Genomic DNA, 26,094 nt, shown 5'->3' on the forward strand with positions numbered 1-26,094 from the left:
TATTTCATAGAAATGGAGGCAAGTTTTATGAAAAAGAAACCGATTTATTTGTATGTGTTGCTCGCGATGTCTAGTCTACTCACGTTGTGGGGTGCTCTAGGTCAGTTTACAACCACACCAGATAGCGTGATAGGCGTTATCAAGGAATCCTATCAAAAGCAGAATATCCCCGAGACGCAGGTGGAGGAGTTTCTAAAGCTTTTTCGCAAGACCACAGAGTTTGACTTGAATACAGCCCATAAAGTGTTTGTAGTGGTGAGTTTGCTCTTACTCTTTGTCGCCCTATTTCTGCTGATTAAAAAGCGTCTTTTGCAGGCCAATTTGACCTACCTTGGTTATTTGCTTCTCAAAATACTCTTTATGATCTATAATTTTGTCGGCAAAAATGCCCTTATTCGTTCCGTTCAAACCAGTAATTCAGCACTCATCGAAGGAACTATTCAGCTCAATCGCATGAGTTCTATCATAGGAATTGTGTTTGTTTTCATTCCGATTAGCTTGGTTCTCTATAAGTTATGGCGGCAGCAAAAGGCAGTGGAAGAATAGCTCGTTTATAATAGGAATAGCCATAGTAAATAATTGACAAAAAACATCTATCGCTTTAGAATTTTAAGAGTGATAGATGTTTTTGTTATAGAATGGAGAAAAGATGAACATATCCCTTGTATATATTAGCCTTAGTGGCAATACAGAGAGTTTTGTAAAGCGGTTAGCGACTTATTTAGAAACCAAGCACCCAGATGTTGAAATCGAACGAGTGAATATTAAAGAGATGGTCAAGTATGACCAGCCTTTTTACCACATGACAACTCCCTTTGTCGCCTTTTTACCGACCTATCTCGAGGGTGGCAATGGGCTAGACAATGGAGATGTGGAAATTTTGACCAATGATTTGGGGCGTTTTATCGCTTTTGAGCAGAATTATGAGCATTGTTTGGGGATTGTCGGTTCGGGCAATCGCAACTTTAACCACCAGTACTGCCTAACAGCCAAGCAGTATGCCGAACGCTTTGGCTTTCCAGTCCTTGATACCTTTGAATTACGCGGCATGCAAGACGATATCAAACGCATTGGGCAAAGGATTGAAACCTTGTATGGCTTGGTGTGAGAAAACACCTAAAAAAGAGCAGGAAACTGCTCTTTTTTAGTATGAGACTTGTTCGGAAAGCTTCAATTTTGAAATACAAGCAGTTCAAAAACTCATTCCTACTGTCGGGGTTGATGCACTATAACAATTAAAATCTGACTAGGCAAGGAAATCACAGGTAGAACTAGAGTTCCGCAAGGTGAGCTAGCGACATCAGATTGACGAGTATAAGATTACCTAAGCGAGTTTCTGAACCAATCTATTACATTTTCTCTGGTGCTTCTACGCCAAGTAAGCGGAGAGCTTCTTTGAGAACGACACCTGTTGCATAGCTGAGGGCTAGGCGGCTCTCTCTTTCTGGACTGTCATCCAAAATCCGTGTGTGAGCATAGTATTTATTGAAACTTTGAGCCAAATTGATGGCAAATTTTGCTACTAGAGATGGGTCATAGTTATCTGCAGCCCGTTCCACAATGCGAGAGAAATCTTGCAAGAGTTTGATGATTTCCCAGCTTTCTGCATCGCTCAATTGGTAGTGAGCGTCTGGATTTGGTGTAAAGGCAGCCTTGCGAAGGATGGATTGGATCCGTGCATGGGCATACTGGATATAAGGCCCGGTTTCTCCTTCAAAGGATACCATGGCTTCAAGGTCAAAGTCGTATCCATTTCTACGGTCTGTTTTTAAATCGTAGAATTTAATCGCACCGACACCAACGGCTTGAGCAACGGCTTCTTTCTGTTCAAGGTCTGGATTTTTGGCTTCGATTTGATTTTTCGCACGTTCTACTGCTTCTGCAATCGTTGGTTCAAGCAGGATAATATTTCCCTTACGAGTAGAGAGTTTTTGCTTGTTCTTTGTTACCAAGCCAAACTCGACGTGTACCATATCATCGCTCCAGTCAAATCCCATTTCTTTCAAAACAGCTTTCAATTGGCGGAAGTGGTTAGATTGCTCTTGACCAACAGCATAAATGCTCTTTGCAAAATCAAAAGTGCGTTTACGGAACATCGCTGTGGCGATGTCACGAGTGATGTAGAGGGTCGTACCGTCTGATTTTTTGATCATCGCTGGTGGAAGATTGTAACCTTCTAAATCAACGATGCTAGCTCCTTTAGACTCGTGAAGCAAGCCCTTGTCCTCAAGAATTTGAATACCTTCATCCATCTTGTCATTGTAAAAGGCTTCTCCATGGTAGTGGTCAAAAGTAATGCCTAATTGATCGTAGATACGGTTAAATTCGACCAAACTTTCATCGCGGAACCATTGCCACAACTCAGTCGCTTCCTTGTCGCCGTCTTCTAATTTTTTAAACCAGAGGCGGGCTTCATCGTCTAGTTCTGGATTGGTTTCGACTTCAGCATTGATATGAACATAGAGTTTGAGCAATTCATCGATTGGGTTGGCTTCAACAGCAGCCTTGTCTCCCCATAATTTGTAAGCTGTAATCAAAAGACCAAATTGTTTTCCCCAGTCTCCCAAGTGATTGACCTTGACAGTGTGGTAGCCAAGTTTTTTGAAGATGTTTGATAGGGCATCTCCGATAACCGTTGAACGTAAGTGACCAACAGAGAATGGTTTGGCAATGTTTGGACTAGATAGGTCGATAACCACATTTTGCCCTTGGCCGACATTGCTATATCCGTAGTTGTCTTGTTCAGCGATGACTTGGTGCAAGACCGTATCAGAAATCACGCCTTTATCGAGGAAGAAGTTGACATAAGGACCTGTTGCTACGACTTTTTCAAAGTTTGTCGCGTCAATCTTTTCAGCAATATCCGCTGCAATCATTTGCGGTGCCTTGCGCTCTACCTTTGCCAGTGAAAAGGCAGGAAAAGCAATGTCTCCCAAATCTGAGCTTTTTGGCTGTTCCAAAAGATTGGCAATCGCTGTCAAGTCAAGGCTTGGAATGACGTTTGCCAACGCCTCTGCCACCATTTGTTTATTATCCATAGGATTCTCCTTTATGATCTATCTATCTTTCTTACTATTTTATCACAAGTTGGTGAAAAGAACCAATTTTTTTGGTATAATTGGAGTATAAATATACACATAATGAGGGTGAAATGAAAAAAAGCAAGCGTCATGAGTTAATCAAGCGAATGATTAAGGAAGAACAGTTGGGAACTCAAAAGGAAATCCAAGATCGCTTGGAGGCACAAGGAATTGTTGTGACCCAGACGACATTATCGCGAGATTTGCGGGAGATTGGTCTGACCAAGATGAAAAAAGACTCCAAGGTCTATTATGTCTTGGCGGATGAAACCGCCAAGATTGATTTGGTGGAATTTCTTTCCTACCATTTACAAGGAGTGGCACGGGCAGAATTTACCCTGGTCCTTCACACACGTTTGGGAGAGGCGGCCGTCCTTGCCAATGTGGTCGATGAAAATCGAGATGACTATGTTTTGGGCACGCTAGCAGGGGCAAATACCCTACTCTTGATTTGCCGAGATGTCGCAGCAGCCAAGCAAATGGAGGAACGCCTGCTGGAAAAAATGCAAGAACGATGAAACGAGCATGGGAGTGGGGCTCAATCGTGATTTCGAAGAAATCGATTTTCCTCACTTCTTTATTTCTAGGTTAGAAATAGAGCTAGCGAAATGTTCGCTAGCCTCTTCTACTAGAATGCTGATTTATCAGCGTTTTGCAAAGCAGACAACTATTGCGTCAAACTGTTAAAACTATAGAAGAAGCGAGGCTGGACACGTTTATCTCGGCCTCTCTCTATGTTTATAGATGGATTAGAACTAAAAAATGACAGAGAGGATGAGTATGGCAACAGAAAAAATTTCACCGGGGATGCAGCAGTATTTAGGGATTAAGAAGGATTATCCAGATGCCTTCCTTCTTTTTCGCATGGGAGATTTTTATGAATTATTTTATGAGGATGCGATTAATGCGGCTCAGATTTTAGAGATTTCGCTGACCAGTCGCAATAAGAATGCGGAAAATCCAATCCCGATGGCGGGGGTTCCTTATCATTCGGCTCAGCAGTATATTGATACCTTGGTAGAGTCAGGCTATAAGGTTGCCATTGCTGAGCAAGTCGAGGAACCGCAAAAGGCAGTGGGGGTGGTAAAGCGGGAGGTCGTGCAGGTCATCACTCCTGGAACGGTCGTGGATTCGAGCAAGCCAGATAGTCAAAATAACTTTTTAGTAGCCTTGGATAAAGAAGAAAGTCAGTACGGCTTGTCCTATATGGATGTGGCAACAGGGGAGTTTCAGGTGACGACCTTGACAGACTTTTCTATGGTCTGCGGTGAAATTCGCAATCTCCGTGCCAGAGAAATCGTGTTAGGCTATGCTCTGTCAGAAACAGAAGAGACGATTTTAGCACAGCAAATGAATCTTCTGCTCTCGCAGGTGGCAAGCGTCCTAGACGATGCTCGTTTATTAGGGGAGCAGTTGACGCCTCTTGAATATCAGACGGCTGGAAAATTGTTGGAGTATGTGCATCGAACTCAGATGCGTGAATTAAGCCATCTGAAAAAGGTTCATCATTACGAAATTCGTGATTTTTTGCAGATGGATTTTGCGACGAAAAGCAGTCTGGATTTGACGGAGAATGCACGGACAGGCAAAAAACATGGCAGTCTTTACTGGCTTTTAGACGAAACGAAAACAGCGATGGGAACGCGGCTCTTGCGGACTTGGATTCAGAATCCCTTGATTGATAAGGAGCGGATTTCCCATAGACAGGATGTGGTGCAGGTCTTTTTGGAGAATTTCTTTGAGCGTAGTGATTTGGCTGAAAGTCTTAAAGGTGTGTATGACATTGAACGTTTAGCCAGTCGAGTTTCTTTTGGAAAGACCAGTCCCAAAGATTTGTTACAGCTGGCTGCGACCTTGGGAAATGTTCCTCAGATCAAGTCGATCTTAGAAGGGTTGAGCAGTCCTATTCTTGCTCTGTTGATTGAACGCCTAGACCCCATTCCAGAGCTAGAAAGTTTAATCAGCTCTGCCATTTCCCCTGACGCACAAGCTAGTATCACGGATGGTAATATCATCCAGACGGGCTTTGATGAGCTTTTGGATAAGTATCGTGTGGTTTTACGAGATGGGACCAGCTGGATTGCGGAGTTAGAGGCTAGAGAGCGAGAAGAAAGCGGGATTACGAATCTTAAAATTGATTATAATAAAAAAGATGGCTACTATTTCCATGTGACGAACTCACAAATTGGCAATGTGCCAGCGCATTTCTTCCGCAAGGCAACGCTGAAAAATTCTGAGCGTTACGGAACCGAAGAGCTCGCTCGGATTGAAGGGGAGATGTTAGAGGCGCGTGAGAAATCCGCGAACTTGGAATACGAGATTTTCATGCGAATTCGCGCAGAGGTCGGAAAATACATCGGGCGGCTGCAAAAATTAGCCCAGACCCTGGCAACGGTCGATGTGTTGCAAGGTTTTGCAACGGTTGCTGAAAAACAGCAGTTGGTACGACCTGAGTTCACACAGAAATCTGCTATCAGCATTGCCAAAGGACGCCATGCAGTGGTGGAGAAGGTCATGGGAGCCCAGACCTATATCCCGAATAGTCTATCTATGGAGGAAGGGACCAATATTCAACTGATTACAGGGCCGAATATGAGTGGGAAATCCACCTATATGCGGCAGTTAGCTATGATTGCAGTCATGGCACAGATGGGCTCTTATGTGCCAGCAGAGCGGGCAGTTTTGCCGATTTTTGATGCGATTTTTACCCGAATTGGTGCAGCAGACGACCTCGTCAGTGGCCAGTCCACCTTTATGGTTGAGATGATGGAGGCCAACCATGCCATTCGTCATGCAACAGAGCATTCCCTCATTCTCTTTGACGAGTTGGGGAGGGGGACAGCGACCTATGATGGCATGGCCTTGGCGCAAGCTATTATTGAATACATCCATGATCGGACGGGTGCCAAAACCCTTTTTGCGACCCACTACCACGAGTTGACAGACTTATCTGCAAGACTGTCGCATTTGGAAAATGTCCATGTTGCCACCTTAGAAAAAGATGGTCAAGTCACCTTTTTGCATAAAATCGAGCAGGGACCAGCGGACAAGTCTTACGGAATTCATGTAGCGAAGATTGCTGGTATGCCAGATGAGCTCCTTGAGCGGGCGGACCATATTCTCACCCAGCTGGAAAATCAAGACAGAAAACAGCCAGAGCTTCTTGACCAAGCGGAAATCCATGAGCAAATAACCTTGTTTGAGGAAGCAAAACCAAGTGATGCAATTGCTGAAAAACTAGGTAATTTAGACATCTACAACATGACTCCACTGGATGTGGTGCGAGCAGTGGAGCGTCTGCAGCAAGAATTAAAACAAAGTTAAAACAGTTTTATCAGTTAAAATCCCTCTGGCTTGCATTCCACAACCAGAGGGATTTTGTGTCTAGGAGGTGATGAACCTTTTGAGAATAAAAGCAGCAACGGATTTCCTGTGGGAAAGAACCTAGCTATCATTTTTTGTCGTTGTTGCTTGCTTGAACTTTGCGGTATCCTTTGTTATAAAAAACACACCAAATAAGGATCTAAACCAATGCAAAGGTGGGAAATAGAACAAGTAAAGTCAGCCCATAGCGGGTCAGTGTCATTCTTAGTACGCTCCAATTTTTCTGAAAGATACGACTGCGAATACAAAAGAGGAAATCCAACCAAGAAAACGGTTACGGATGCCATATTCTCCAATAGGTGAAAAAGGGCTGAATAGATAAGACGGTAGTTCAAGTCCTATGAAAAAATAGAACTGTGAAAAGTTTCTGTTTGATCATAAATCTAGAGCTTTCCCTGATGTGAGATAACAAGGAGAAGAAAAAGGAGGATCTCCATCGTCAAAAAGATTTTTATCAGTCCATTTCTGGTAAAAGAGCGAGCGAATTTTCTCATGATCGCTTATTTCTGACTGAGAGATGTATAAGAAAGTTTTGGAGGGCACCTCCGTCAATGGATAAATACGTTTTTCCAGCCGATAAGATTTATCTTTTGTTTTGGTGCTAACGACCTTGTCTTTTGCAGCGATGTGAAAAATACCTTTGAGCTCTAAGACATGAATGTCCTGTTTTTGTAACATATAAATCCATATTGTCCCTGATTGACCTCAAGCTCTCCAGTTGCTAGCTACAGCAGGAATGGGAAGATAGTGCCAATCTTATCCCCAGGATGAGCCCCTAAACTCATCGCTCACAAGTGCTCTCCTTTTTTAAGAAATCGCTTTTTTCTTGAAAAATAAGCGAATTTTCCTATCTGCTCGGTTGTAGACTTCTTGTAGAATGCTGAAAGAAGTGCTATACTGTATATAGATAAAAACGCTTTAAAAAAGCGGGATTGCTCATGGCCTTATGGACGGTAAAAGCATTGGTAGAAAAGAAGTTAGTGCCAGAGTTGATCGATGAAAAGTCACTTCGCAGAAGTGATAGTCCTAGGAGAATTTCCTAGCTTAATCCAAGATGGGCAAGCTCTTTCAAAGGCTGACTTGCTAAGAGAGCTTGCGAGCGTTCTCGATATGACCTATCTAAATGGTGACGGCCAAGAGGTGCAATCTCGGGTCTTTGAGCTAGGAGGTATTCAGGAATGTCTAGCAAAGCTTGCTCTTCTTGAGCCAGTCGCAGAACTTTATGAATTCTTCTACTTTTTTGACAAAAAGGTGTCCAAAGAGGAATTTTTAGAACGGTACTTTTTTGATGATTTAGAAGGAGGCTGTTATGGATAAACGCAAAGATTGGTTGGCGATAGTTGCCTTGTTGCTAGCCCTTACCTATTTTCTTTTTCTTTTGATGCAGGGACCTTTATTGCAAGGGTTGGTTGTTCATATTAGTTTTCAGTATTTTCTCTATCAACTGCTACGATATTGGCTAAAAAAGAGAAATTGCAAGACTTATTGGAAATGGTTTTATCGGATTTTTCCCCTTTACATTTTTGGAACGCTAGGACTACACTTGTTTTTCTATCAGGATGCGGACAAATTGGGAGCCTTACTGCTGTGGTATCTGGCATTTCCATTTGTGATGTTTTATGATTGGACAAAGGAGAATGAGAAATGATGGAAAAAAGTCAAAGATTGGCAGGATAGTGGATATCTGGTCGGGTTTACTGTGATTTTTGACGAGTAGTAGGTTTTACAATCGTTATCCGCGTGTCTCACCCTTCGAAATTTTTCCGATATGCGTGGTAGTGTTTGGTGTGTCTGAAAAAGAAGTGCTTCGTGAAAAGATAGGGACTATCCTTGTGGAAAATTTTTTATCGATTTATCGGCTTCTGCTTCTTTTTACATTTAGTGATGGCAGTTGTAGTGGAAAAAGACAGAGGATTTTGCTTTCTTTATCGTTTGCCCTTTGTCTTGATGTTAGTGAGGCTGCATGCTGATGATGCAAAAGGAGGAAAAAGATGAAAAAAATCTGGTTGATTTTGGGAACTATGTTTATGGTGTTGGTGGCTATTCTTACACCGATTGGTATCTATGCCAGTTGGAAGACAGGCGAGCTAGATTTGAGAAAGGCTTCTTTTATTTTTCAAATCTACTATCTGTCCTATATTTATTTTCAACATCTAGGGCGTTATTTGGCCGAAAAAAGTGGTCGAGTGACAGTTCTTCGTTGGATTTATGTCGTGCATGCGGTGCTGGGATTTGTTCTTTATGGGCTTAGCATGTATGTGATTGGAAAAGTGGGATTGACCTTTTCGCTTGGATTGGGGACAATGCTGATTATCATCCTCATGTTGTTGGCAACCATGAATACACTTAAAATAAAAGACTAGATGGTCCAGTTTCTGCTGGGCCTTTCGTTTATGGTATAATAGAAGCGTTAGAAAAAGAGGCTATTTTCCATTTTTAACAAGCAAGTAGTGCTCTTTTTGATAAAAGCGTCTAGATAGACCTATTATGTCATCCTTTAGAAAGGGTAAAAATAAAAATTATGGCAACTATTATCGAATTACCGGAAGTCCTTGCCAATCAAATTGCAGCTGGGGAGGTCATTGAGCGACCTGCCAGTGTCGTCAAGGAATTGGTGGAAAATTCTATCGATGCCGGTAGCCGACAGATTACAGTAGAGATTGAAGAAGCCGGGCTTAAAAAAATTCAAATCACAGATAACGGAGAAGGGATTGAACATAGCCAGGTGGAGCTTGCCCTTCGTCGGCATGCGACGAGTAAAATCAAAAATCAAGCCGATTTATTTCGGATTCGGACCCTTGGTTTTCGCGGAGAGGCCCTGCCCTCCATTGCCTCAGTTAGTCTCCTGACTATTTTGACGGCTACGGAGATGGGCAGTCATGGGACAAAACTAATCGCACGTGGAGGTCATATTGAATCTTGCGAGCCTGCGACGAGTCCTGTCGGGACAAAGATGACAGTAGAAAATCTTTTTTTCAACACCCCAGCCCGCCTGAAATACATCAAGAGCCAGCAGGCAGAGTTATCGCATATTGTTGATGTGATGAATCGGCTAAGTTTGGCTCATCCAGAGGTGGCCTTCACCCTGATTCATGAGGGACGTGAACTCATGCGAACAGCAGGAACAGGCAATCTCAGACAAGCGATTGCTGGGATTTATGGGCTTGTTACCGCTAAAAAAATGATTGAAATTTCCACTGCGGATTTGGACTTTGAAGTCAGTGGGTTTGTCAGCCTTCCAGAGCTTACCAGAGCCAATCGTAACTATATTACCTTGCTGATCAATGGACGTTATATCAAAAATTTCTTGCTCAATCGAGCCATTTTAGAAGGTTATGGAAGCAAGCTTATGGTGGGACGTTTCCCGCTTGCGGTTGTCAACATTCAGATTGACCCTTATTTAGCCGATGTCAATGTTCATCCAACCAAGCAAGAGGTTCGAATTTCAAAGGAAAAGGAATTGATGACGCTGATTTCAAGTGCGATTGCAGCGAGTTTAAAAGAACAAGATTTAATTCCAGACGCCTTAGAAAATCTCGCCAAATCAACGATTAAGCGAGTTCAAAAACCAGAACAGACCACGCTTCCCCTAAAAGAGAATCGCCTTTACTATGACAAGGAACGCTCAGATTTCTTCTATCAACCAGAAGTGGCAGAAGAATCACTTGGTTTACAAAAAGTTGACGAAAGAAGCAAGGAAGTTGACGATGTTGACAATAAGGTTGACAAACCTCTTTCCATCAAATTTGCTGAGCGAAAATCCCCCAACTATGAGCAACTAGACCATCCAGAGTTGGACCAAGCAAGCATTGAAAAAGCCGTTGTCAAGCTGAGCGAAGAAGAGACTTCTACCTTTCCTGAATTGGAATTTTTTGGTCAGATGCACGGGACCTATCTGTTTGCACAAGGCAAAGAAGGACTGTATATCATTGATCAACATGCAGCTCAGGAGCGGGTCAAGTACGAATACTACCGCGAAAAAATTGGCGATGTGGATAGTAGTCAACAGCAGCTCTTAGTTCCTTATTTGTTTGAATTTCCTGCAGATGATAGAATTCGGCTGGAAGAGCGTCTGCCCTTACTAGAAGAAGTTGGAATTTTCCTAGAACGCTACGGAGAAAATCAGTTTATCCTTCGAGAACATCCGATTTGGTTTAAGGAAGAAGAGATTGAGACAGGGGTCTATGAAATGTGTGACATGCTTTTGTTGACCAAGGAGGTATCGATTAAGAAATATCGGGCTGAGTTGGCTATCATGATGAGCTGTAAACGTTCAATCAAGGCCAACCATGCCTTGGATGATCATTCTGCTAGAGATTTGATTTATCAGTTGTCCCAATGTGATAATCCCTATAATTGCCCTCACGGTCGCCCAGTCTTGGTGCAATTTAGCAAATCCGATATGGAAAAAATGTTTCGACGGATTCAAGAAAATCATACGAGCCTTCGGGAGTTAGGCAAGTATTAGAAAGTCAGGGAATGATTATGAAAGAGTTTTTTGCTCTGCCTAAGCAGATTCAAATTCGCGAAGGTTTTAAATTTTTAACGGCCATGTTAGGCAATACCATTTTTCCTTTTATGGCTCTCTATTATTCCCATTATTTCGGAAATTTCTGGACAGGAATTTTGCTCATTGTCACCCAGCTTGTCAACTTCGTGTCAACCTTGTACGGTGGACACTTGACAGACTCTTTGGGGAGAAAAAAGGTGACGGACTTTGGAAATCTAGGGGTTTGTTTAGGCTTTGTGATGGTTGTTTTGGCCAATATTCCTCACCATGTCTTTCCTTTATTGACTTTCTGGGGGTTTTTGGTAGTTGAAGCCATGCACCATTTTTCTCAGCCTGCTTATGAAGCTATGTTGATTGATTTGACGGATGAGAGTAATCGGAAGTTTGTTTACACGATTAGTTATTGGCTGGTGAATATTGCTGTTATGCTGGGAGCGGGTTTAGCTGGGTTATTCTATGAAAGTCACTTTTTTGAGTTAGTACTTGCCATGGCCTTGCTGTATCTGCTGATCTTTTACTATATGTGGAAACACTTTGAGGAAACGCAGCCTACGGATGCTATCTTTTCACACGGAACGGGTGTCTGGGATATTTTTCAAAATTACGGAGACATCCTAAAAGACAGGGTCTTTCTCATGTATGTGGCAGGTTGCGTTGGTTCGGCGTGTATTTGGTTGCAAATTGACACTTGGTTGCCCATTCACTATGCCCAAAATTTTCAAGTGACAAGCTTGTTTGGAGTGACCATCACAGGACCTAAAATGCTGAGTTTATCCGTCTTTATCAATACGTTTATGATCGTCTTTCTCATGACGCACGTTAGCAAATGGACCAAGAAACTGCCTGTTTTACCTCAATATATCATAGGTTTTTTGACCTTTGCGACGGGTATTTTTCTAGCCATGCAGTTTCGAACTTTGCTAGGAATTGCCTTGGCTGCTGTTTTATACACGATTGGAGAAATGCTTCAAGTACCTGCTAGTCAACTGCTTCGGATTGAGATGATGGATGAGGACAAGCTAGGTTCGTATTCTGGCTTTCTGGCTCTGGCCCAGCCCTTGGGAAATATCTTAGCCGGTATGATGGTCTCTTTGACTGCCCTAACAGGTCCGCTTGGTCTTCAAATCAGTTTTCTTATCATTGTCGAAATCAGTCTAAGCATGATTATCAAAGCAGAAAAATTGCATAGAAAGTAAGGAAAATGTACGAATATTTTAAAGGAATTATTACAAAAATTACCGCCAAATACATCGTGATAGAAGTAGGAGGCATTGGCTATTTGCTGAATGTAGCCAATCCCTATGCCTACTCGGACAAGCTTCAAGAAAGTCTAAAAGTGTATGTTCATCAAGTGGTACGAGAGGATGCAGAGACGCTTTATGGCTTTTCCTCAGAAGAAGAAAAGGAGTTGTTTTTAAGTCTTATCTCGGTGTCAGGGATTGGTCCAACGTCGGCTTTGGCTATTATTGCAGCAGATGACAATGAAGGCTTGGTGCGTGCTATTGATGAGAAAAATATCACTTATCTGACTAAATTTCCCAAGATTGGCAAGAAAACGGCTCAGCAGATGGTCTTGGACTTGGAAGGAAAAGTTTCAAGTGTAGCAGGAAAGAGTGAGAAACAGGCAGCTCCTCAGCTGGATGAGAATCAAGCCTTGGAAGAAGCTATGGAAGCCATGCTAGCACTAGGTTATAAGGCAGCTGAACTCAAGAAAATCAAGAAATTCTTTGAAGGAACGACGGATACGGCTGAAAATTACATCAAATCAGCCCTTAAAATGCTAATGAAATAGGAGTAAAAGCCATGAAACGATGCGGTTGGGTTAAGGAAGACAATCCCTTGTATGTCGCCTATCACGATGAGGAGTGGGGACGACCGGTCAAAGATGATCATGTGTTATTTGAACTTTTGTGTCTGGAAACTTATCAGGCAGGCTTATCTTGGGAGATGGTTCTTAATAAACGAGAAGCCTTTCGTCAAGCTTTTCATGCTTATGATGTTGACAAGCTTGTCAACATGACGGACAGTGAGCTGGAACAACTACTTGAAAATCCAGCTATTATCCGTCACAGGGCTAAGATTTTTGCGACACGACAAAATGCACGAGCCTTTCGAAAAGTTCAGGAGGAGTATGGAGCCTTTGCAGATTATCTCTGGTCTTGGGTGGATTTTACACCGATTGACAATCGTGTAAAGGACTATCGTGAAGTGCCTAGCAAGACAGCTTTGTCAGAGCGGTTATCAAAAGATTTGAAAAAACGAGGATTTACTTTCGTAGGTCCTGTCTGTGTCTATTCCTATCTTCAGGCGGCAGGGCTTGTAAATGATCATGAAGTGGATTGCTTTTGTAAAGGAGACTCTCATGAATGAAATAACTGTAAAACCCTTGGTCGCTCTAGCGCAGAACACCCATATTGAAACGGAGCGCCTCTTGCTACGGCCCATGACAGTGGCTGATTTGGAGGATTATCATGCTTTTACATCTGATGATAAGCTCTTGAAGTATAATTATCATGCGCATAAGGATAAGCGGGAAAGTTTGGAAGGTCTCGTCATGTACAATATGGCAAGTCCCCTTGGTCGTTATGCAATAGAGTTAAAAGAAACTCAACGGATGATTGGAAATATTGTCCTCTATTTGAACGAAGAGCAAGATGTAGCAAGCATTGGCTATACCTTGCATGCCGCCTACCATCATCGAGGTTATGCGACAGAAGCCGCCTTAGCCTTGAAGGATTTGGTGTGGGAAATAGCAGCCATCAAAACCTTAGTGGCTCACTGTGATTCTAGAAATACAGCTAGTGAGAAGGTGATGAAAAGGATCGGTATGACCTTCGTCAAGGCGCGCAAAGGAGCGACAAACCTGCGTGGCGAAGTTGTCACGATGCTCGATTATGAAATTAGAAAGCCTGGTTAAAGAAATTGGCAGGAAAAATCATTTTTTTACGAATAAGCATGTAGGAGGTTGTATGAAGGCAGAAATTATTGCGGTTGGAACTGAGATCCTGACCGGACAAATCGTCAATACCAATGCTCAATTTTTGTCGGAAAAGCTCGCAGGAATTGGGGTAGATGTGTATTTCCAAACGGCAGTGGGAGATAATGAACAACGGCTCTTGTCCGTCTTAGAAATTGCCCAAAAGCGAAGTGATTTGGTGATTTTAACAGGTGGTTTGGGGCCGACGGAGGATGATTTGACCAAGCAAACCTTGGCACGTTTTCTAGGTCGAGATTTGGTCTTTGAAGCATCAGCTGTTGAGAAATTGGATGCCTTCTTTGCCGAACGGCCGCCTAGTGCTCGCACGCCTAACAATGAGCGTCAGGCTCAAATTATCGCTGGGAGTACCCCGCTACAAAATCACACGGGTCTTGCTGTTGGAGGATTGATCCAAGTAGAGGGTGTGACCTATGTCGTCCTACCGGGTCCTCCGAGCGAACTAAAACCAATGGTGGTCAAGGAACTCTTGCCACTTCTCGACCAAGGCGAGCAATTGTATTCACGGGTTCTTCGCTTTTTTGGGATTGGGGAAAGTCGTTTGGTGACCATTTTAGCCGATTTGATTGACCAGCAGACGGATCCAACCTTGGCTCCTTATGCGAAAGTCGGAGAAGTGACTCTTCGGTTGTCCACCAAATCTAAGACACATGCCCTTGCCCAAGAAAAACTCAATCAGCTTGAACAGAAGATTCTTGCCAATGAAGAAGTCGCTGCCTGCCTTTACGGTTATGGCGAGGAGAATTCTCTCTTGCAGGTGACCGTAGAACTCCTGAAAGAAAGAAAGTTAACCATCACAGCTGCTGAAAGCTTGACAGCTGGGCTTTTTCAGGCCAATCTCGCGGATCAAGCTGGGATTTCCCAGATTTTCAAGGGTGGTTTTGTCACCTACAGTTTGGAAGAAAAGAGCAAGATGTTAGGTATTCCTAAAGAGGACTTGGAAAAGCATGGGGTTGTATCTGCTTTTACGGCTGAGAAAATGGCAGAGCAGGCTAGAAAGCTGACCGATAGCACCCTTGGTGTGAGCTTGACAGGAGTTGCTGGGCCAGATAGCCTAGAAGGACATCCTCCAGGGACAGTCTTTATTGGCTTGTCTTCGAGTAAGGCAAGGCAAGCTTATTTGGTCAGTGCCAGAGGGAGAAGTCGGCAAGATATTCGCCAAATCGCAGTCTTACACGCCTTAAACCTCGTACGGAAAACTTTATTAAATGCTGATGATTTGGTATAATAGAAGAGTTATGCAAGAAAAGGAGGCCAATGATGGCAAAGAAACAAAAAAAGTTAGAAGAAATCACCAAAAAATTTGGGGATGAACGAAAGAAAGCCTTAGACGATGCTCTAAAGACAATCGAAAAAGACTTTGGAAAAGGCGCGATTATGCGTCTTGGAGAGAGGGCAGAGCAGAAAGTGCAAGTCATGAGCTCAGGAAGTTTGGCTCTAGACATTGCTCTTGGTGCTGGAGGGTATCCAAAAGGTCGGATTATCGAGATTTACGGACCGGAATCTTCTGGTAAGACCACGGTTGCCCTACATGCTGTTGCCCAGGCTCAAAAAGAGGGAGGAATTGCGGCCTTCATCGATGCTGAGCATGCACTTGATCCAGCTTATGCCCAAGCACTTGGGGTTAATATTGATGAGTTGTTGCTGTCTCAGCCAGACTCTGGAGAGCAAGGTTTAGAAATTGCGGATAAGCTGATTTCGTCTGGAGCTATTGATTTGCTGGTTGTTGACTCAGTGGCAGCCTTGGTGCCTCGTTCAGAGATTGATGGTGATATTGGCGACAATCACGTTGGTTTGCAGGCACGGATGATGAGCCAAGCCATGCGTAAACTCTCTGCTTCTATCAATAAAACCAAGACCATTGCCATCTTTATCAACCAATTGCGGGAAAAAGTTGGGGTCATGTTTGGAAATCCAGAAACAACTCCTGGCGGACGTGCCCTTAAATTCTATGCTTCTGTGCGTTTAGATGTTCGTGGAAATACTCAAATCAAGGGTTCTGGTGCTGAAAAAGATGTCAATGTCGGTAAAGAAACCAAGATCAAGGTTGTGAAAAACAAGATTGCTCCGCCATTTAAGGAAGCTTTGGTAGAAATCATGTACGGAGAAGGGATTTCACAGACTGGGGAGCTGATTAAGATTGCCTCAGATCTTGAGATTATCAAAAAGTCTGGTGCTTGGTATTCTTATAAAGATGATAAAATTGGGCAAGGCTCGGAAAATGCCAAGAAATATTTGGCAGAACATCCAGAAGTGTTTGAAGAAATTGACCGCCTAGTTCGAGAGCATTATGGTATGCCAATAGGAGCAGAGCAGCCAGCAGAAAATGCTCCAGAGGCAGAAGAAAAGGACAAAAAATCTAAAAAAGCAGGCAAAAAAGACAAGGAAACCGTTGAAGAGGTAGCCGATACCGAAGAAATCACCCTTGAATTGGATGATGCGATTGAAATTGAAGACTAAGAACCTGTATTCACAGCTCAGCAATTCTATTCAGAGCTTATTTTTCGCTACTCATCGTTGCTTTTTTTCGAAATCCAGTCAGTATTCCTTCAAAAAGCTCCTTGATTATCGTAAAATAAGCTCCCGATTAGAATGACTTCGCTTATGAATTGCCATATATTTTTTAGAAAATGAGAAACAGATATTGCCTAAAAACACTCAAAAGCACAATATCTAGTAAAATTTACTCCAACAGACACAATAAATAGTAAAAAAATCCATAAAAAGTCAAAATAATTTCAAAAATAGGTCGCAAGACGGATAGGATTTGTGGTATAATTGTAGTATAGTATTGTTAGCGTGTAGCGAAAGGAGTACTTACATGATTACAATTTATACGGTCTCAAGTTGCACTAGCTGTAAAAAAGCAAAGACTTGGCTAAATGCCCATCAGTTGACTTACAAAGAACAAAATCTCGGAAAAGAGGGAATTACGAAGGAAGAATTACTGGATATCCTCACTAAGACAGAAAATGGGGTAGCCAGTATCGTTTCTTCGAAAAACCGGTACGCCAAGAGTCTTGGCGTTGATATCGAGGATTTAAGCGTGAACGAGGTGATTGATTTAATCATGGAAATGCCTCGTATTTTGAAGAGTCCGATTTTGGTGGATGACAAGCGTCTCCAAGTCGGCTACAAAGAGGACGATATTCGTGCCTTTTTACCACGTGCGGTGCGGAATGTTGAAAATGCGGAAGCTCGTCTTCGAGCAGCTCTATAATAGAGGGATGGTTGTGTTGTTTCGTCTAGCAAAGATTGGGCGAAATGGCAGAGCCATTTTTTGTGCTTTTGTAGTGTAAATTTTCCAAAAAAGGAAAGAAATATGTTAAAATAGGAGGTAAGAAAGGTGTCACGTATATGAAAAAAACAATCGTATTATTAGGTGTTGCTGCACTTGTTTTGACAGGCTGTGGCCAGAAGAAAGAAGCAGCCAAAGAGGGAACGAATAAAGAGCCCCTTAGTACGACCTTGCCTGTATTTGAAAATGCTGAAAAAAGTGCTGTGGTTACGAAAACATTAACCTTCCCTAAAAGTGCAGAAGGAGTTGAGCAAAAGCAGGTTGTAACGTATCAGGATAAGCAATTTTTGGAATTGGTCATCGAGCAAATCACACCAGCCAATGAGGATATCAAAAAAGCTATTGCTGAGATTGGTATTCCAGAAACCCAAAAACTGCTAGACGAATCTCTCGGAAAGGACGAAGCATTTACCAAGGCTAAGGAGTTGCCTGGTTTTTCAGCTACCATTGAGATTATCAATGACAATCAGCTTAAGCGGGTAAACAAGCTCGACTTTAAAACCTTAGATATTGACAAGGCGAGTCAGCTAGAGCTCTTGAAGGGCTTGAATTTGAAAGAGTTTATCAAGATTCCACCAGCAGATTACATTACCAATCAAGTGGCTGGTGGAGCGACTGTTACAGACAACTAATTTCTTGTCGGACGCTCCTTGTAGCTCTTGGATAGAACACCGTTGATTTTAGAGACTGAGCATGGGTGCTCGGTTTCTTTTTTTCTACGAGAAATCTTCACAATTGGGGCTGAAAAGTGCAGAAAATACACTCTTTAGTTTGTGAAAGTGCTGTGAATATGCTATAATGGAGGTATTCTAATGAAAGAGGGTGTAATTGTGGGATTTACAGATGAAACAGTACGGTTTAATCTTGATGATTCAAACAAAAAAGAGATTAGTGAAACCTTGACCGATGTCTATACTTCTTTGAATGATAAGGGTTATAACCCGATCAATCAAATCGTAGGATATGTACTCAGTGGCGATCCTGCCTACGTTCCTCGCTATAATAATGCACGAAATCAAATTCGGAAGTATGAGCGTGACGAGATTGTAGAAGAATTGGTGCGCTACTATCTGAAAGGACAAGGGATTGATCTGTAATGAGAATTATGGGACTCGATGTCGGCTCAAAGACGGTTGGTGTAGCAATCAGTGATCCGCTTGGTTTTACAGCCCAAGGCTTAGAAATCATTGCCATTGACGAAGAAAAGGGCGAATTTGGCTTTGACCGCCTGGCAGAGTTGGTCAAAGAGTATCAGGTTGACCGCTTTGTGGTAGGCCTTCCGAAAAATATGAACAATACCAGCGGCCCGCGCGTGGAAGCTAGTCAAGCTTACGGCCAGAGATTGATAGATGTTTTTCAACTGCCGGTTGACTACCAAGATGAGCGTTTGACCACAGTGGCAGCTGAACGGATGTTGATTGAGCAAGCAGATATTAGTCGCAACAAGCGTAAGAAGGTGATTGATAAATTGGCTGCTCAGTTGATTTTGCAAAATTATTTAGATAGAAATTTTTAAAGACATTAAGGAGATACAATGGCACACGATCATAATCATGACCATAATCACGAAGAACGTGAATTGATTACTTTGGTAGATGAGCAAGGAAATGAAACCTTGTTTGAAATCTTGTTGACGATTGATGGAAAAGAAGAATTCGGCAAAAACTATGTTCTTCTCATTCCAGCCAATGGTGAAGAAGATGAAAATGGTGAAGTAGAAATTCAAGCCTATTCATTCATTGAAAACGAAGATGGAACAGAAGGCGAATTGCAACCAATCCCAGAAGACTCAGAAGACGAATGGAATATGATTGAAGAAGTCTTTAACAGCTTTATGGAGGAGTAAAATAGCCCAGTGGGCTATTTTAGCCCTGTCCTAAGGAATTCTCCAGGACAGGAATGAAGGATGTTTTTAGCCTCGCTTTTGGAAATGAAATAAAGCGAGAAGTCCAGTGGGCTATTTTAGCCTTGTCCCAAGCAATTCTCCAGGGCAGGAATGAAGGATGTTTTTAGCCTCGCTTTTGGAAATGAAATAAAGCGAGAGGCCCAGTGGGCTATTTTAACCCTGTCCCAAGTAATTCTCAAGGGCAGAAGCTTTCTGATGGAGAGTTTTAGTCTTGCTTTTTTAAGAGCAGGGTGAAACAGTCTGGCAGATTTGTTACGCGAGTAACTTTAGGACAAAATAAAGAATACGAGGAGCGGAAGTTGATGTTAGCTAACCAAACTTTATCGCTCTTTTTTTGAAAGGAAAATCCATGAAAGAGATAGAAGATTGGCTATACAGCCGTGTGGGCTTGAATTTTCGCAAAGGGTTAGAGAGAGTTCAAGAAGCTCGTTTGCTACTGGGAAAGCCAGATGAAGCCTACCCAATTATTCATGTGACAGGGACTAATGGCAAAGGCTCGACTATTGCTTTTTTGCGTTCCTTGCTGATGGCTCATGGTCAAAAGGTGGGAACATTTACTTCTCCACATATAGTCACTATCCGTGATAGGATTTGCGTGGATGGGGAGCCGATTTCAGAAGCCGATTTTGTGAGATTGGTCCAGCAAGTAGAGGAGATGGAAGAAACTCTACGCCAAAGTCAGGATTCCTTGTCTTTTTTTGAAATTCTAACGCTTATGGGCTTCTTGTATTTTAAGGAGCAGGAAGTGGATGTGGTTCTACTAGAGGTGGGAATCGGTGGACTTCTCGATACCACTAACATCGTGACAGGAGAGATTTCTGTGATTAGCTCGATTGGGCTAGATCATCAAGAGACTCTGGGAAATTCCATAGAGGAAATTGCAGAGCAGAAGGCAGGGATTTTTAAGGCTGCTAAAATGGCCTTGATTGGGCCTTTGCCTAGTGTTGCTCGGGCTGTCTGTCAGGAGATTGCCCAAGATTTATCAACAGAATTACGGATGTATGGGGAAGATTTTCAGCTATCAGAAGGTTTCTTTAGGAATAAAGAGCGAGCGATAGCTATTCCTAGACTGGGTTTGCAAGGAGAGCATCAGAAAGAAAATGCCGCCCTAGCCATAGAGGCTTTTCTCGCTTTTATGGATAAGCGAAATTTGCCTATCCTTGTGGAGCAGATGGCACCTGCCCTAGAAGAAACGCGATGGGCGGGACGTTTGGAATTCATAGAACCTAATATTTATCTGGATGGTGCCCATAATCTCGCTGCGATGGAACGGCTCAGTCAGGTCATTTCCACCTATCCACAGGACACTGTAAGTATCCTTTTTGGTGCACTGAAGCGGAAAGATTATCAGGCGATGTTGGACTATTTGCAGGAAAGATTTCCACAGGCGGATTTGTACTTGACTAGCTTTGGGGATAGTGGCTCCTTGGGAGAGGGAGATGTGGCAGGTATTTCCTTTCTCCCTTCTTATCAATCATTTTTAGAGGAATTTCAAGAAGAAAAGCAAAAAACCTTGTTTGTCGTAGGTTCTCTGTATTTTGTAGCTGAAGTCCGGGCGTATTTGCTAGAAAAGCAAAAAAATTGACGGGACTAAAGTGGAATAGGTATAATAGAAAGGAGCATGTATCGGAATGTGCTCCAGAAAGGATATAACCATGAAATTAACCAAACGTACATTTGCAATCCTAGCTTCTTTAGCAGGTGTGTTGCTCCTTGCCGCTTGCTCGAATCAAGCAGCACCTGCAGCACCTGCCAATCAAGCTAACTCTTCTATGACAGCGACATCTTCTAGTGCCATGTCCACAACAGAATCCTCGGCAGCAAGCTCATCTAGTCAGGCAGCTCCTCAAACGACGGAGCTAGGTGGCACTTACAAAGGCATGGATGAGGGAGATGACATTACTTTAGTCATTACAGGTAATACAGGCACTTGGACTCAGGTAGAGCCTGACGGGGAGCAAGAAATCAAACAAGTCAGCATTGATGCAACGAACCAACGCATCGTCATCGGAGATGATGTAGAGCGCTATTTGGTCAATGGAAATCAACTGACTATCGAAGATTTGGACCAAGATTACGAACGAGATACGGTTGTTTTAACCAAACAATAAACCGTCACAGAAGGTGGCCAGTGAGAGAGGAAGACCAAAATTGTGAACAGCAAGAGAGGTTTCCTCTTTTTTGCTTGAAAACAGGAGATGATTTTCAAAAATAACTTGCTTTCTGTGCATTTCCTCGTTATACTAGAAGTTATAGTTATTTATGCATGTTCATACTATTGAAAAGGATTGAAGGAGGGAACGATGAATTTTCGGAAATTTCGGTTGCTGATGTCTAAATATGGCTTTAGTATCATCATTATGCTAGCAGAGCTGGCTCTGACTTTTTGGCTCTTCTTTCTTTTGGGACGTTTGACGCCGATTTTATGGATTGTTCTCGTGTTCCTGATGAGTGTGGCAACGGTTTTAGCCATTGTCAATCGCTCCATGGCACCTGAAAGTAAGGTTACTTGGCTCTTGGTCTCCTTTACTCCTGTCATTGGTCCTCTTCTTTATATCATGTTTAGCGAGCGACGTTTGTCAAAGACCGAGTTAAAGCAGCTTGAAAATCTTAACAAGATGAAGTTTCGAGAGGACAATAGTAAGCACCTGCGACAAACATTAAAAGAAGAAAACAAGTCTGCCTATGGGATTATCAAATCGCTCTTAGCCATGGATCATAATGCGGATGTTTATGATGGGACAGATGCCCAGTACTTTGATTTGGGTGAGGAGATGTTCGCATCGATCTTGGAGGATTTGAAACGAGCGGAAAAGTTTATCTTTTTGGAATATTATATCGTCGAAGAAGGCTTGATGTGGGATAGTATGCTCGAGATTTTGAAGGAAAAAGCTGCCCAAGGGGTAGAGGTCAAAATGCTCTATGATGATATTGGCTGTATGGCAACTCTTGCTGGAGACTATCCCAAGAGATTGCGAGCGATGGGTATTAGCACCCATAAGTTTAACAAGGTAATTCCCCGTATGACAGTGGCTTATAACAATCGGGATCACCGCAAGATTTTAGTCATTGATGGCCAAGTCGCCTATACTGGTGGCATCAATCTTGCCGACGAATACATCAATCATATCGAGCGATTCGGCCACTGGAAAGATGGAGGGGTCCGCTTGAACGGTCGGGCAGTGAAGGCGATGACGCGACTGTTTCTCATAAATTGGTACATCAACCGTGGAGAAATCACGGATTTTGATAAATACCATCTGGATAATCAAGCAGGGGAAGGTCAGGGGCTCTATATCCCCTACGGCAGTGGTCCTAAGCCCATGTACAAAGCTCAGGTCGGAAAAAAAGTCTACCAAAATCTTATCAGTCAAGCCACGGATTATGTCTATATTACCAGTCCTTACTGGATTATTGACTATGATTTGACGGAAGATATTAAAAATGCAGCCATGCGAGGGGTCGATGTGCGGATTGTCACTCCTTATATTCCAGATAAGCGTTTAATTCAACTGATTACAAGAGGGGCTTATCCTGATTTGCTAGAGGCGGGGGTACGGATTTTTGAATACAGTCCTGGCTTTATCCATAGTAAGCATGTGGTCGTAGATGATGAATTTGCGGTTGTTGGCACGATTAACTTTGATTACCGAAGCTTGGTGCACCATTATGAGAATGCGGTTCTCATGTATAAAAGTCCTGCCATGGAAGACCTGAAGGCAGATTTTGCAACGATTTTTGCAGTTTCAGAAGAAATCTATCCACATACCATCCAAACGAGTTGGTATCAGCGTTTGATGAAAGATATTGTGCAATTATTTGCCCCGATGTTGTAACCACAAGGCCGAATGAAGAGGTTGGGAAAGAAATCCAGCCTCTTTTCTTATAATAAGCTTGTTTGGGAACCTTTTTGGATCACAAGCAGTTTATACTCGTCAACAATCAACATCTGACATTCTTTCCTCACCTTGCTGAACTCTAGTTCTACCTGCAGTTTCGTTGCCTAGTCAAGTATTAAAAGCCCATTCCTATCACTTGGTTTATACTTATCCAAAGTCAAAGTTAGCATTTTTGCGACTTTCTTAGATGGTTCGGACGTAAACGACCTATTTTTTATGACTGTACGTTTCATCTGCTAAACACTCATCCTATTTGACTTACTTCACCAACTTTATTTTGTGGCAAAAATAAATAGGTTTATAGCAGAAACCTATTTTTAAAAAGTATACAAGTATTAAAATGAACTCATCGAGTTTTCAGACAAGTCTATTTTTTAGCTTGAGCGAATTGGATGCTATACCCAATGAAAATCAAAATTAGCATCTTGTTGCTTTCTTAGATGGTTTGGACGTAAACGACCTGTGTTCTATGACTATTCATCTTATTTACTGGAAAAGTATCCTGTTTAACTCATTTAGTTCTCTACATTCCAAGACCAAAATAAATATGTCTAGATAAAAAGGCTATTTTTGACATTAAATGAGTATTAGAGGATTTGTTCGTTCTATTTGGTCATGTGCTGAAATCCAGGATAAACATTAGTGCAGAAGGTTGAGTGACCAGTATGGGAATGATGTTAAAAACCGATAGCTTCAGATTTCTTCTTTTTCTTTTTTACGAATAAGCTAGAAAAGGGGGATTTGAGATGACAAATGAGGAGCGGGAGTTTTTGAAACAGTATCAAGAGCAGGAATTTCATTCTTTTTACGAGGTGGAGCGGTATGCCCTTCTAGTCCAGAAAATGGGGAAAGATACTCCGTCGGCTACATAGCGAGATGCTAGGTTATTCGAGCCTGTTTTGATTTGACTAGTCCGAGTACTTCGCTGATAGATTACATGCTCCATGTGAGAGCATACTATTCATCAACAATCAACATCTGACATTCTTACCTCACCTTGCTGAACTCTAGTTCTATCTGCGATTTTTAGGACACAAGCTACGCTAGTTTTATTGAACATCTTGAGGCTGGGTCCAAAGTCCCTGCTTCCATTATTTTTGTAGCTTTAACAGTTTGACGTAGTAGCTGTCTGGTCTGTAGAACGTTGATAAATCAACATTCTAGTAGAAGAGGTTAGCGAAATGCTCGCTAGCTCTATTTCTAACCTTCCACAATGCTCAATTGTGAAAGCTAGTCAACCTTGCGAGGGTGGGAGTAAACGAATCCAGTTGAGTAGTTTAGGCCGAACCTAGAAATAAAGAAGTGAGGTAAATAGATTTCTACGAAATCACGATTGCGTCCACTCCCCCTAGTCAGATGTTGATGTTTATAGAGCATAAACTTACTGAGCGAGAAGGGAGATGTAAAAACAGGCTGACAGAAAGTCTTGTTTTTGATATACTAGAGAAGAATAAATCAAGGAGTCTCTGAATGCAAGATAAGGTTTTAGATGAGTTGCAGCTTGAGCAACCAAAACAAGAAGAGCAAGAGTCAAAATGGAGAGAGCCAGTGTCTGTTCCATTCTTTCTACCCCTTTTATGGAGTGCCGTTCTCAGTTGCCTAAGCGTGGTGAATCCTTTTTTAACATCCTTAGCAACGAATCTTCAGTCCCAAAATTTATATACTGGCTGGGCTATGGCACAAGGCGATGTCATCTATGGACGCATTTATGGAACAAGTGGTCTGTTCTATTACCTTCTCAATTGGGCTTCACAGCTGGTTTTTGGAAATCTCCTCTTAGCAGTAGCACAGTTTGTTGCCCTGTTTCTGTCAGGTAGACTTCTGTTTAAAATAGCTTATCAGCTTACTCATGAAAACGATTCTGCCAAGCAAATGGTGCATATTTTCTACTTATTAACCTTTGCTTTGGGCTTGGGTGGTGTTTATGCTAGCCTCTTTGCTTTTCCGCTAGTATTTGCAGGGCTTTATTTCTTACTTCAGTATGTAATGGGTGAGATAGAGGATCATTTCTTTATTGCCTTTGGAGGCCTTCTTGCTCTGCTCTTTTTAGTAGAGCCTTTGGCAGGTTTCTTGTTTGCGACGTTGACCTTTTTGGTGTTATTGGTTTACAATATTTGGACGAAAAAGAAGGCACGTGGACTGTACCAATGGCTAGCTGCGGTTTTAGGATTTTCGCTTGTGTTTTATCCCTTGGGCTATATCACCGTGTGGAATGGGACCTTTGGTCTTGCCATTAGCCAGATTAGCTATCCTTTTGAAAGTCTAGCCTTTGGCCAGCATGTTTGGCAGCATGGGTTGCTTTATGGTGGCTTAGTTCTTGGTTTGGGATTTGTTTTATCGATTGGCCATTCTTTTATGGCTTCTAAGCAAGAGTTTGAAATTATCTTACAAGTGCTATCCAGTCTTGCTGTGGTGGGGGTCTTCCTCTTTTCAGTTTTTTTGCCTGAAACAGGAGCCTACCATCTCTTGCCAGCACTTCCCTTTGCAATGGTGCTCCTTCTTCTCTGGTTAGGTAAAGCGGGTCAAGAAAAAAGAGGGCGTCATAGCGGCCCTGTGGAGGAGACACCTTCGATTTTTAGTGCTTATTTTAAGAAGAGTTTCTTTCTACCGATCCTTGCCCTGCTGTATTTGGTGGTTTATCCTGTTGCTAATCACTATGCCTTTGATTCGGAGGAAATCGAGGAGCGAGGTACGGCAGCTGCCTATATTAAAAAGGAAGCGAAAAAAGGTGAGCGGATTTACGCTTGGGACAAGACCGCTAGTCTTTACCAAGCCAGTGGGCACCTAGCAGCTAGTCCCCTTCTAACCCCTAGCCTGTATGGCGATACAGCAGAAAATAAACTGATCTTAGCACATTCGATCACGCAGAATCATCCAACCTATATCTTAGTTCATCGAGAGGTTCCTCTTTTAGATGATGTGAAGAAGGAACTGAAGGAATCCTATCAAAAAGTGGATGTGAAGATGACGCATTTTACCCTTTATCAACTAAAATAAAAATCAATATCTTGTGTCTTTTTGA

General features: G+C 42.4%; 26 protein-coding genes. 24 read left to right on the plus strand and 2 right to left on the minus strand.

From position 1 onward, the window contains the following. Positions 1–27 precede the first annotated feature (27 nt). Together BFM96_RS03425 and nrdI are read left to right on the plus strand one after the other, a co-directional pair. A complete protein-coding gene (locus BFM96_RS03425; protein ID WP_068990338.1) occupies positions 28–546 on the plus strand; it encodes an ABC transporter permease in 519 nt (172 codons plus the stop codon). A gap of 103 nt (positions 547–649) precedes the next feature. After that, positions 650–1,108 carry a class Ib ribonucleoside-diphosphate reductase assembly flavoprotein NrdI gene (gene nrdI, locus BFM96_RS03430; RefSeq protein ID WP_068990339.1) on the plus strand — a complete coding sequence of 153 codons (459 nt, stop codon included), beginning with the start codon at positions 650–652 and terminating at the stop codon, positions 1,106–1,108. 241 nt (positions 1,109–1,349) lie between these two features. Here nrdI and argS read toward each other — a convergent pair whose 3' ends face one another. Then, positions 1,350–3,038 (minus strand): arginine--tRNA ligase, encoded by a 1,689-nt coding sequence (argS, locus tag BFM96_RS03435; RefSeq protein WP_068990341.1) that lies wholly within the window; start codon positions 3,036–3,038, stop codon positions 1,350–1,352. A gap of 113 nt (positions 3,039–3,151) precedes the next feature. Here argS and argR point away from each other — a divergent pair, with 113 nt between their 5' ends. Together argR and mutS are read left to right on the plus strand one after the other, a co-directional pair. Then, on the plus strand, positions 3,152–3,598 hold the full coding sequence (gene argR, locus BFM96_RS03440) for an arginine repressor (protein ID WP_068990344.1): 447 nt from the start codon (positions 3,152–3,154) through the stop codon (positions 3,596–3,598). A gap of 262 nt (positions 3,599–3,860) precedes the next feature. Beyond that, entirely contained in the window at positions 3,861–6,404 is a 2,544-nt protein-coding gene (gene mutS, locus BFM96_RS03445; protein WP_068990347.1) for a DNA mismatch repair protein MutS, read from the plus strand. Positions 6,405–6,839: 435 nt separating this feature from the next. Here the strand turns inward: mutS and BFM96_RS03450 are convergent, their stop codons facing one another. Then, positions 6,840–7,142, minus strand: coding sequence for a LytTR family transcriptional regulator DNA-binding domain-containing protein (locus tag BFM96_RS03450; protein WP_068990349.1), 303 nt, complete (start codon positions 7,140–7,142; stop codon positions 6,840–6,842). A 318-nt stretch (positions 7,143–7,460) separates the two neighbouring features. On the opposite strand from BFM96_RS03450, the gene BFM96_RS03455 reads away from it, so the two are divergent. The 20 genes from BFM96_RS03455 to BFM96_RS03545 all read left to right on the plus strand — a co-directional run bounded on the left by BFM96_RS03455 (position 7,461) and on the right by BFM96_RS03545 (position 26,069). Then, complete coding sequence (locus BFM96_RS03455; protein ID WP_068990352.1) at positions 7,461–7,781, plus strand: hypothetical protein; 321 nt, start codon at positions 7,461–7,463, stop codon at positions 7,779–7,781. Then, positions 7,774–8,112, plus strand: coding sequence for a hypothetical protein (locus BFM96_RS03460; protein ID WP_068990354.1), 339 nt, complete (start codon positions 7,774–7,776; stop codon positions 8,110–8,112). The genes BFM96_RS03455 and BFM96_RS03460 overlap by 8 nt, the downstream gene beginning before the upstream one ends. Positions 8,113–8,455: 343 nt before the next feature. After that, a complete protein-coding gene (locus BFM96_RS03465; protein ID WP_068990356.1) occupies positions 8,456–8,827 on the plus strand; it encodes a hypothetical protein in 372 nt (123 codons plus the stop codon). 158 nt (positions 8,828–8,985) lie between these two features. Then, positions 8,986–10,932, plus strand: a complete 1,947-nt coding sequence (mutL, locus tag BFM96_RS03470; RefSeq protein ID WP_068990358.1) for a DNA mismatch repair endonuclease MutL — start codon at positions 8,986–8,988, stop codon at positions 10,930–10,932. A 17-nt stretch (positions 10,933–10,949) separates the two neighbouring features. Beyond that, on the plus strand, positions 10,950–12,170 hold the full coding sequence (locus BFM96_RS03475) for an MFS transporter (RefSeq protein WP_068994141.1): 1,221 nt from the start codon (positions 10,950–10,952) through the stop codon (positions 12,168–12,170). A gap of 5 nt (positions 12,171–12,175) precedes the next feature. Next, complete coding sequence (ruvA, locus tag BFM96_RS03480; RefSeq protein WP_068990361.1) at positions 12,176–12,766, plus strand: Holliday junction branch migration protein RuvA; 591 nt, start codon at positions 12,176–12,178, stop codon at positions 12,764–12,766. Positions 12,767–12,777: 11 nt separating this feature from the next. Continuing rightward, the gene (locus BFM96_RS03485) at positions 12,778–13,344 is read left to right on the plus strand and encodes a DNA-3-methyladenine glycosylase I (protein ID WP_068990364.1); all 567 of its coding nucleotides are present in this window, start codon (positions 12,778–12,780) and stop codon (positions 13,342–13,344) included. After that, entirely contained in the window at positions 13,337–13,891 is a 555-nt protein-coding gene (locus BFM96_RS03490) for a GNAT family N-acetyltransferase (protein WP_068990366.1), read from the plus strand. The genes BFM96_RS03485 and BFM96_RS03490 overlap by 8 nt, the downstream gene beginning before the upstream one ends. A gap of 52 nt (positions 13,892–13,943) precedes the next feature. Continuing rightward, positions 13,944–15,197, plus strand: a complete 1,254-nt coding sequence (locus BFM96_RS03495; RefSeq protein ID WP_068990369.1) for a competence/damage-inducible protein A — start codon at positions 13,944–13,946, stop codon at positions 15,195–15,197. A 32-nt stretch (positions 15,198–15,229) separates the two neighbouring features. Then, a complete protein-coding gene (recA, locus tag BFM96_RS03500) occupies positions 15,230–16,429 on the plus strand; it encodes a recombinase RecA (RefSeq protein ID WP_068990372.1) in 1,200 nt (399 codons plus the stop codon). 361 nt (positions 16,430–16,790) lie between these two features. Then, positions 16,791–17,189 carry a transcriptional regulator Spx gene (gene spx / locus BFM96_RS03505; RefSeq protein ID WP_068990375.1) on the plus strand — a complete coding sequence of 133 codons (399 nt, stop codon included), beginning with the start codon at positions 16,791–16,793 and terminating at the stop codon, positions 17,187–17,189. Positions 17,190–17,326: 137 nt separating this feature from the next. Next, positions 17,327–17,899: an SP0191 family lipoprotein gene (locus BFM96_RS03510; RefSeq protein WP_068990378.1), complete on the plus strand. Its 573-nt coding sequence runs from the start codon at positions 17,327–17,329 to the stop codon at positions 17,897–17,899. Positions 17,900–18,097: 198 nt separating this feature from the next. Further along, positions 18,098–18,364: an IreB family regulatory phosphoprotein gene (locus BFM96_RS03515; protein WP_068994144.1), complete on the plus strand. Its 267-nt coding sequence runs from the start codon at positions 18,098–18,100 to the stop codon at positions 18,362–18,364. Next, positions 18,364–18,783 (plus strand): Holliday junction resolvase RuvX, encoded by a 420-nt coding sequence (ruvX, locus tag BFM96_RS03520; protein WP_068990381.1) that lies wholly within the window; start codon positions 18,364–18,366, stop codon positions 18,781–18,783. The genes BFM96_RS03515 and ruvX overlap by 1 nt, the downstream gene beginning before the upstream one ends. Positions 18,784–18,801: 18 nt before the next feature. After that, entirely contained in the window at positions 18,802–19,113 is a 312-nt protein-coding gene (locus tag BFM96_RS03525; protein WP_068990383.1) for a DUF1292 domain-containing protein, read from the plus strand. Between the two features lie 409 nt (positions 19,114–19,522). Next, positions 19,523–20,758, plus strand: coding sequence for a bifunctional folylpolyglutamate synthase/dihydrofolate synthase (locus BFM96_RS03530; protein ID WP_068990385.1), 1,236 nt, complete (start codon positions 19,523–19,525; stop codon positions 20,756–20,758). 70 nt (positions 20,759–20,828) lie between these two features. Next, entirely contained in the window at positions 20,829–21,284 is a 456-nt protein-coding gene (locus tag BFM96_RS03535) for an SP_0198 family lipoprotein (protein ID WP_068990390.1), read from the plus strand. A 192-nt stretch (positions 21,285–21,476) separates the two neighbouring features. Continuing rightward, positions 21,477–23,009, plus strand: a complete 1,533-nt coding sequence (gene cls, locus BFM96_RS03540; protein WP_068990396.1) for a cardiolipin synthase — start codon at positions 21,477–21,479, stop codon at positions 23,007–23,009. 809 nt (positions 23,010–23,818) lie between these two features. Then, on the plus strand, positions 23,819–23,944 hold the full coding sequence (locus BFM96_RS11440; RefSeq protein WP_262981930.1) for a hypothetical protein: 126 nt from the start codon (positions 23,819–23,821) through the stop codon (positions 23,942–23,944). A 598-nt stretch (positions 23,945–24,542) separates the two neighbouring features. Further along, a complete protein-coding gene (locus BFM96_RS03545; RefSeq protein WP_068990399.1) occupies positions 24,543–26,069 on the plus strand; it encodes a heme transporter CcmD in 1,527 nt (508 codons plus the stop codon). The last annotated feature ends 25 nt before the right edge of the window (positions 26,070–26,094 follow it).

The sequence above is a fragment of the Streptococcus himalayensis genome (assembly GCF_001708305.1).
GTDB lineage: Bacteria > Bacillota > Bacilli > Lactobacillales > Streptococcaceae > Streptococcus > Streptococcus himalayensis.

Bases quoted from the DNA above. Each gene is read 5' to 3' on its own strand.
- BFM96_RS03425 (WP_068990338.1), top strand. From the start codon at position 28: ATGAAAAAGAAACCGATTTATTTGTATGTGTTGCTCGCGATGTCTAGT.
- BFM96_RS03475 (WP_068994141.1), top strand. From the start codon at position 10,950: ATGAAAGAGTTTTTTGCTCTGCCTAAGCAGATTCAAATTCGCGAAGGT.
- argS (WP_068990341.1), bottom strand. From the start codon at position 3,038: ATGGATAATAAACAAATGGTGGCAGAGGCGTTGGCAAACGTCATTCCA.
- cls (WP_068990396.1), top strand. From the start codon at position 21,477: ATGAATTTTCGGAAATTTCGGTTGCTGATGTCTAAATATGGCTTTAGT.
- BFM96_RS03455 (WP_068990352.1), top strand. From the start codon at position 7,461: ATGAAAAGTCACTTCGCAGAAGTGATAGTCCTAGGAGAATTTCCTAGC.
- BFM96_RS03525 (WP_068990383.1), top strand. From the start codon at position 18,802: ATGGCACACGATCATAATCATGACCATAATCACGAAGAACGTGAATTG.
- spx (WP_068990375.1), top strand. From the start codon at position 16,791: ATGATTACAATTTATACGGTCTCAAGTTGCACTAGCTGTAAAAAAGCA.
- BFM96_RS03485 (WP_068990364.1), top strand. From the start codon at position 12,778: ATGAAACGATGCGGTTGGGTTAAGGAAGACAATCCCTTGTATGTCGCC.
- BFM96_RS03450 (WP_068990349.1), bottom strand. From the start codon at position 7,142: ATGTTACAAAAACAGGACATTCATGTCTTAGAGCTCAAAGGTATTTTT.
- mutL (WP_068990358.1), top strand. From the start codon at position 8,986: ATGGCAACTATTATCGAATTACCGGAAGTCCTTGCCAATCAAATTGCA.
- argR (WP_068990344.1), top strand. From the start codon at position 3,152: ATGAAAAAAAGCAAGCGTCATGAGTTAATCAAGCGAATGATTAAGGAA.
- BFM96_RS03535 (WP_068990390.1), top strand. From the start codon at position 20,829: ATGAAATTAACCAAACGTACATTTGCAATCCTAGCTTCTTTAGCAGGT.
- recA (WP_068990372.1), top strand. From the start codon at position 15,230: ATGGCAAAGAAACAAAAAAAGTTAGAAGAAATCACCAAAAAATTTGGG.
- BFM96_RS03495 (WP_068990369.1), top strand. From the start codon at position 13,944: ATGAAGGCAGAAATTATTGCGGTTGGAACTGAGATCCTGACCGGACAA.
- BFM96_RS03530 (WP_068990385.1), top strand. From the start codon at position 19,523: ATGAAAGAGATAGAAGATTGGCTATACAGCCGTGTGGGCTTGAATTTT.
- ruvX (WP_068990381.1), top strand. From the start codon at position 18,364: ATGAGAATTATGGGACTCGATGTCGGCTCAAAGACGGTTGGTGTAGCA.
- nrdI (WP_068990339.1), top strand. From the start codon at position 650: ATGAACATATCCCTTGTATATATTAGCCTTAGTGGCAATACAGAGAGT.
- BFM96_RS03490 (WP_068990366.1), top strand. From the start codon at position 13,337: ATGAATGAAATAACTGTAAAACCCTTGGTCGCTCTAGCGCAGAACACC.
- BFM96_RS03545 (WP_068990399.1), top strand. From the start codon at position 24,543: ATGCAAGATAAGGTTTTAGATGAGTTGCAGCTTGAGCAACCAAAACAA.
- mutS (WP_068990347.1), top strand. From the start codon at position 3,861: ATGGCAACAGAAAAAATTTCACCGGGGATGCAGCAGTATTTAGGGATT.
- BFM96_RS03465 (WP_068990356.1), top strand. From the start codon at position 8,456: ATGAAAAAAATCTGGTTGATTTTGGGAACTATGTTTATGGTGTTGGTG.
- BFM96_RS11440 (WP_262981930.1), top strand. From the start codon at position 23,819: ATGACAAATGAGGAGCGGGAGTTTTTGAAACAGTATCAAGAGCAGGAA.
- BFM96_RS03510 (WP_068990378.1), top strand. From the start codon at position 17,327: ATGAAAAAAACAATCGTATTATTAGGTGTTGCTGCACTTGTTTTGACA.
- BFM96_RS03460 (WP_068990354.1), top strand. From the start codon at position 7,774: ATGGATAAACGCAAAGATTGGTTGGCGATAGTTGCCTTGTTGCTAGCC.
- ruvA (WP_068990361.1), top strand. From the start codon at position 12,176: ATGTACGAATATTTTAAAGGAATTATTACAAAAATTACCGCCAAATAC.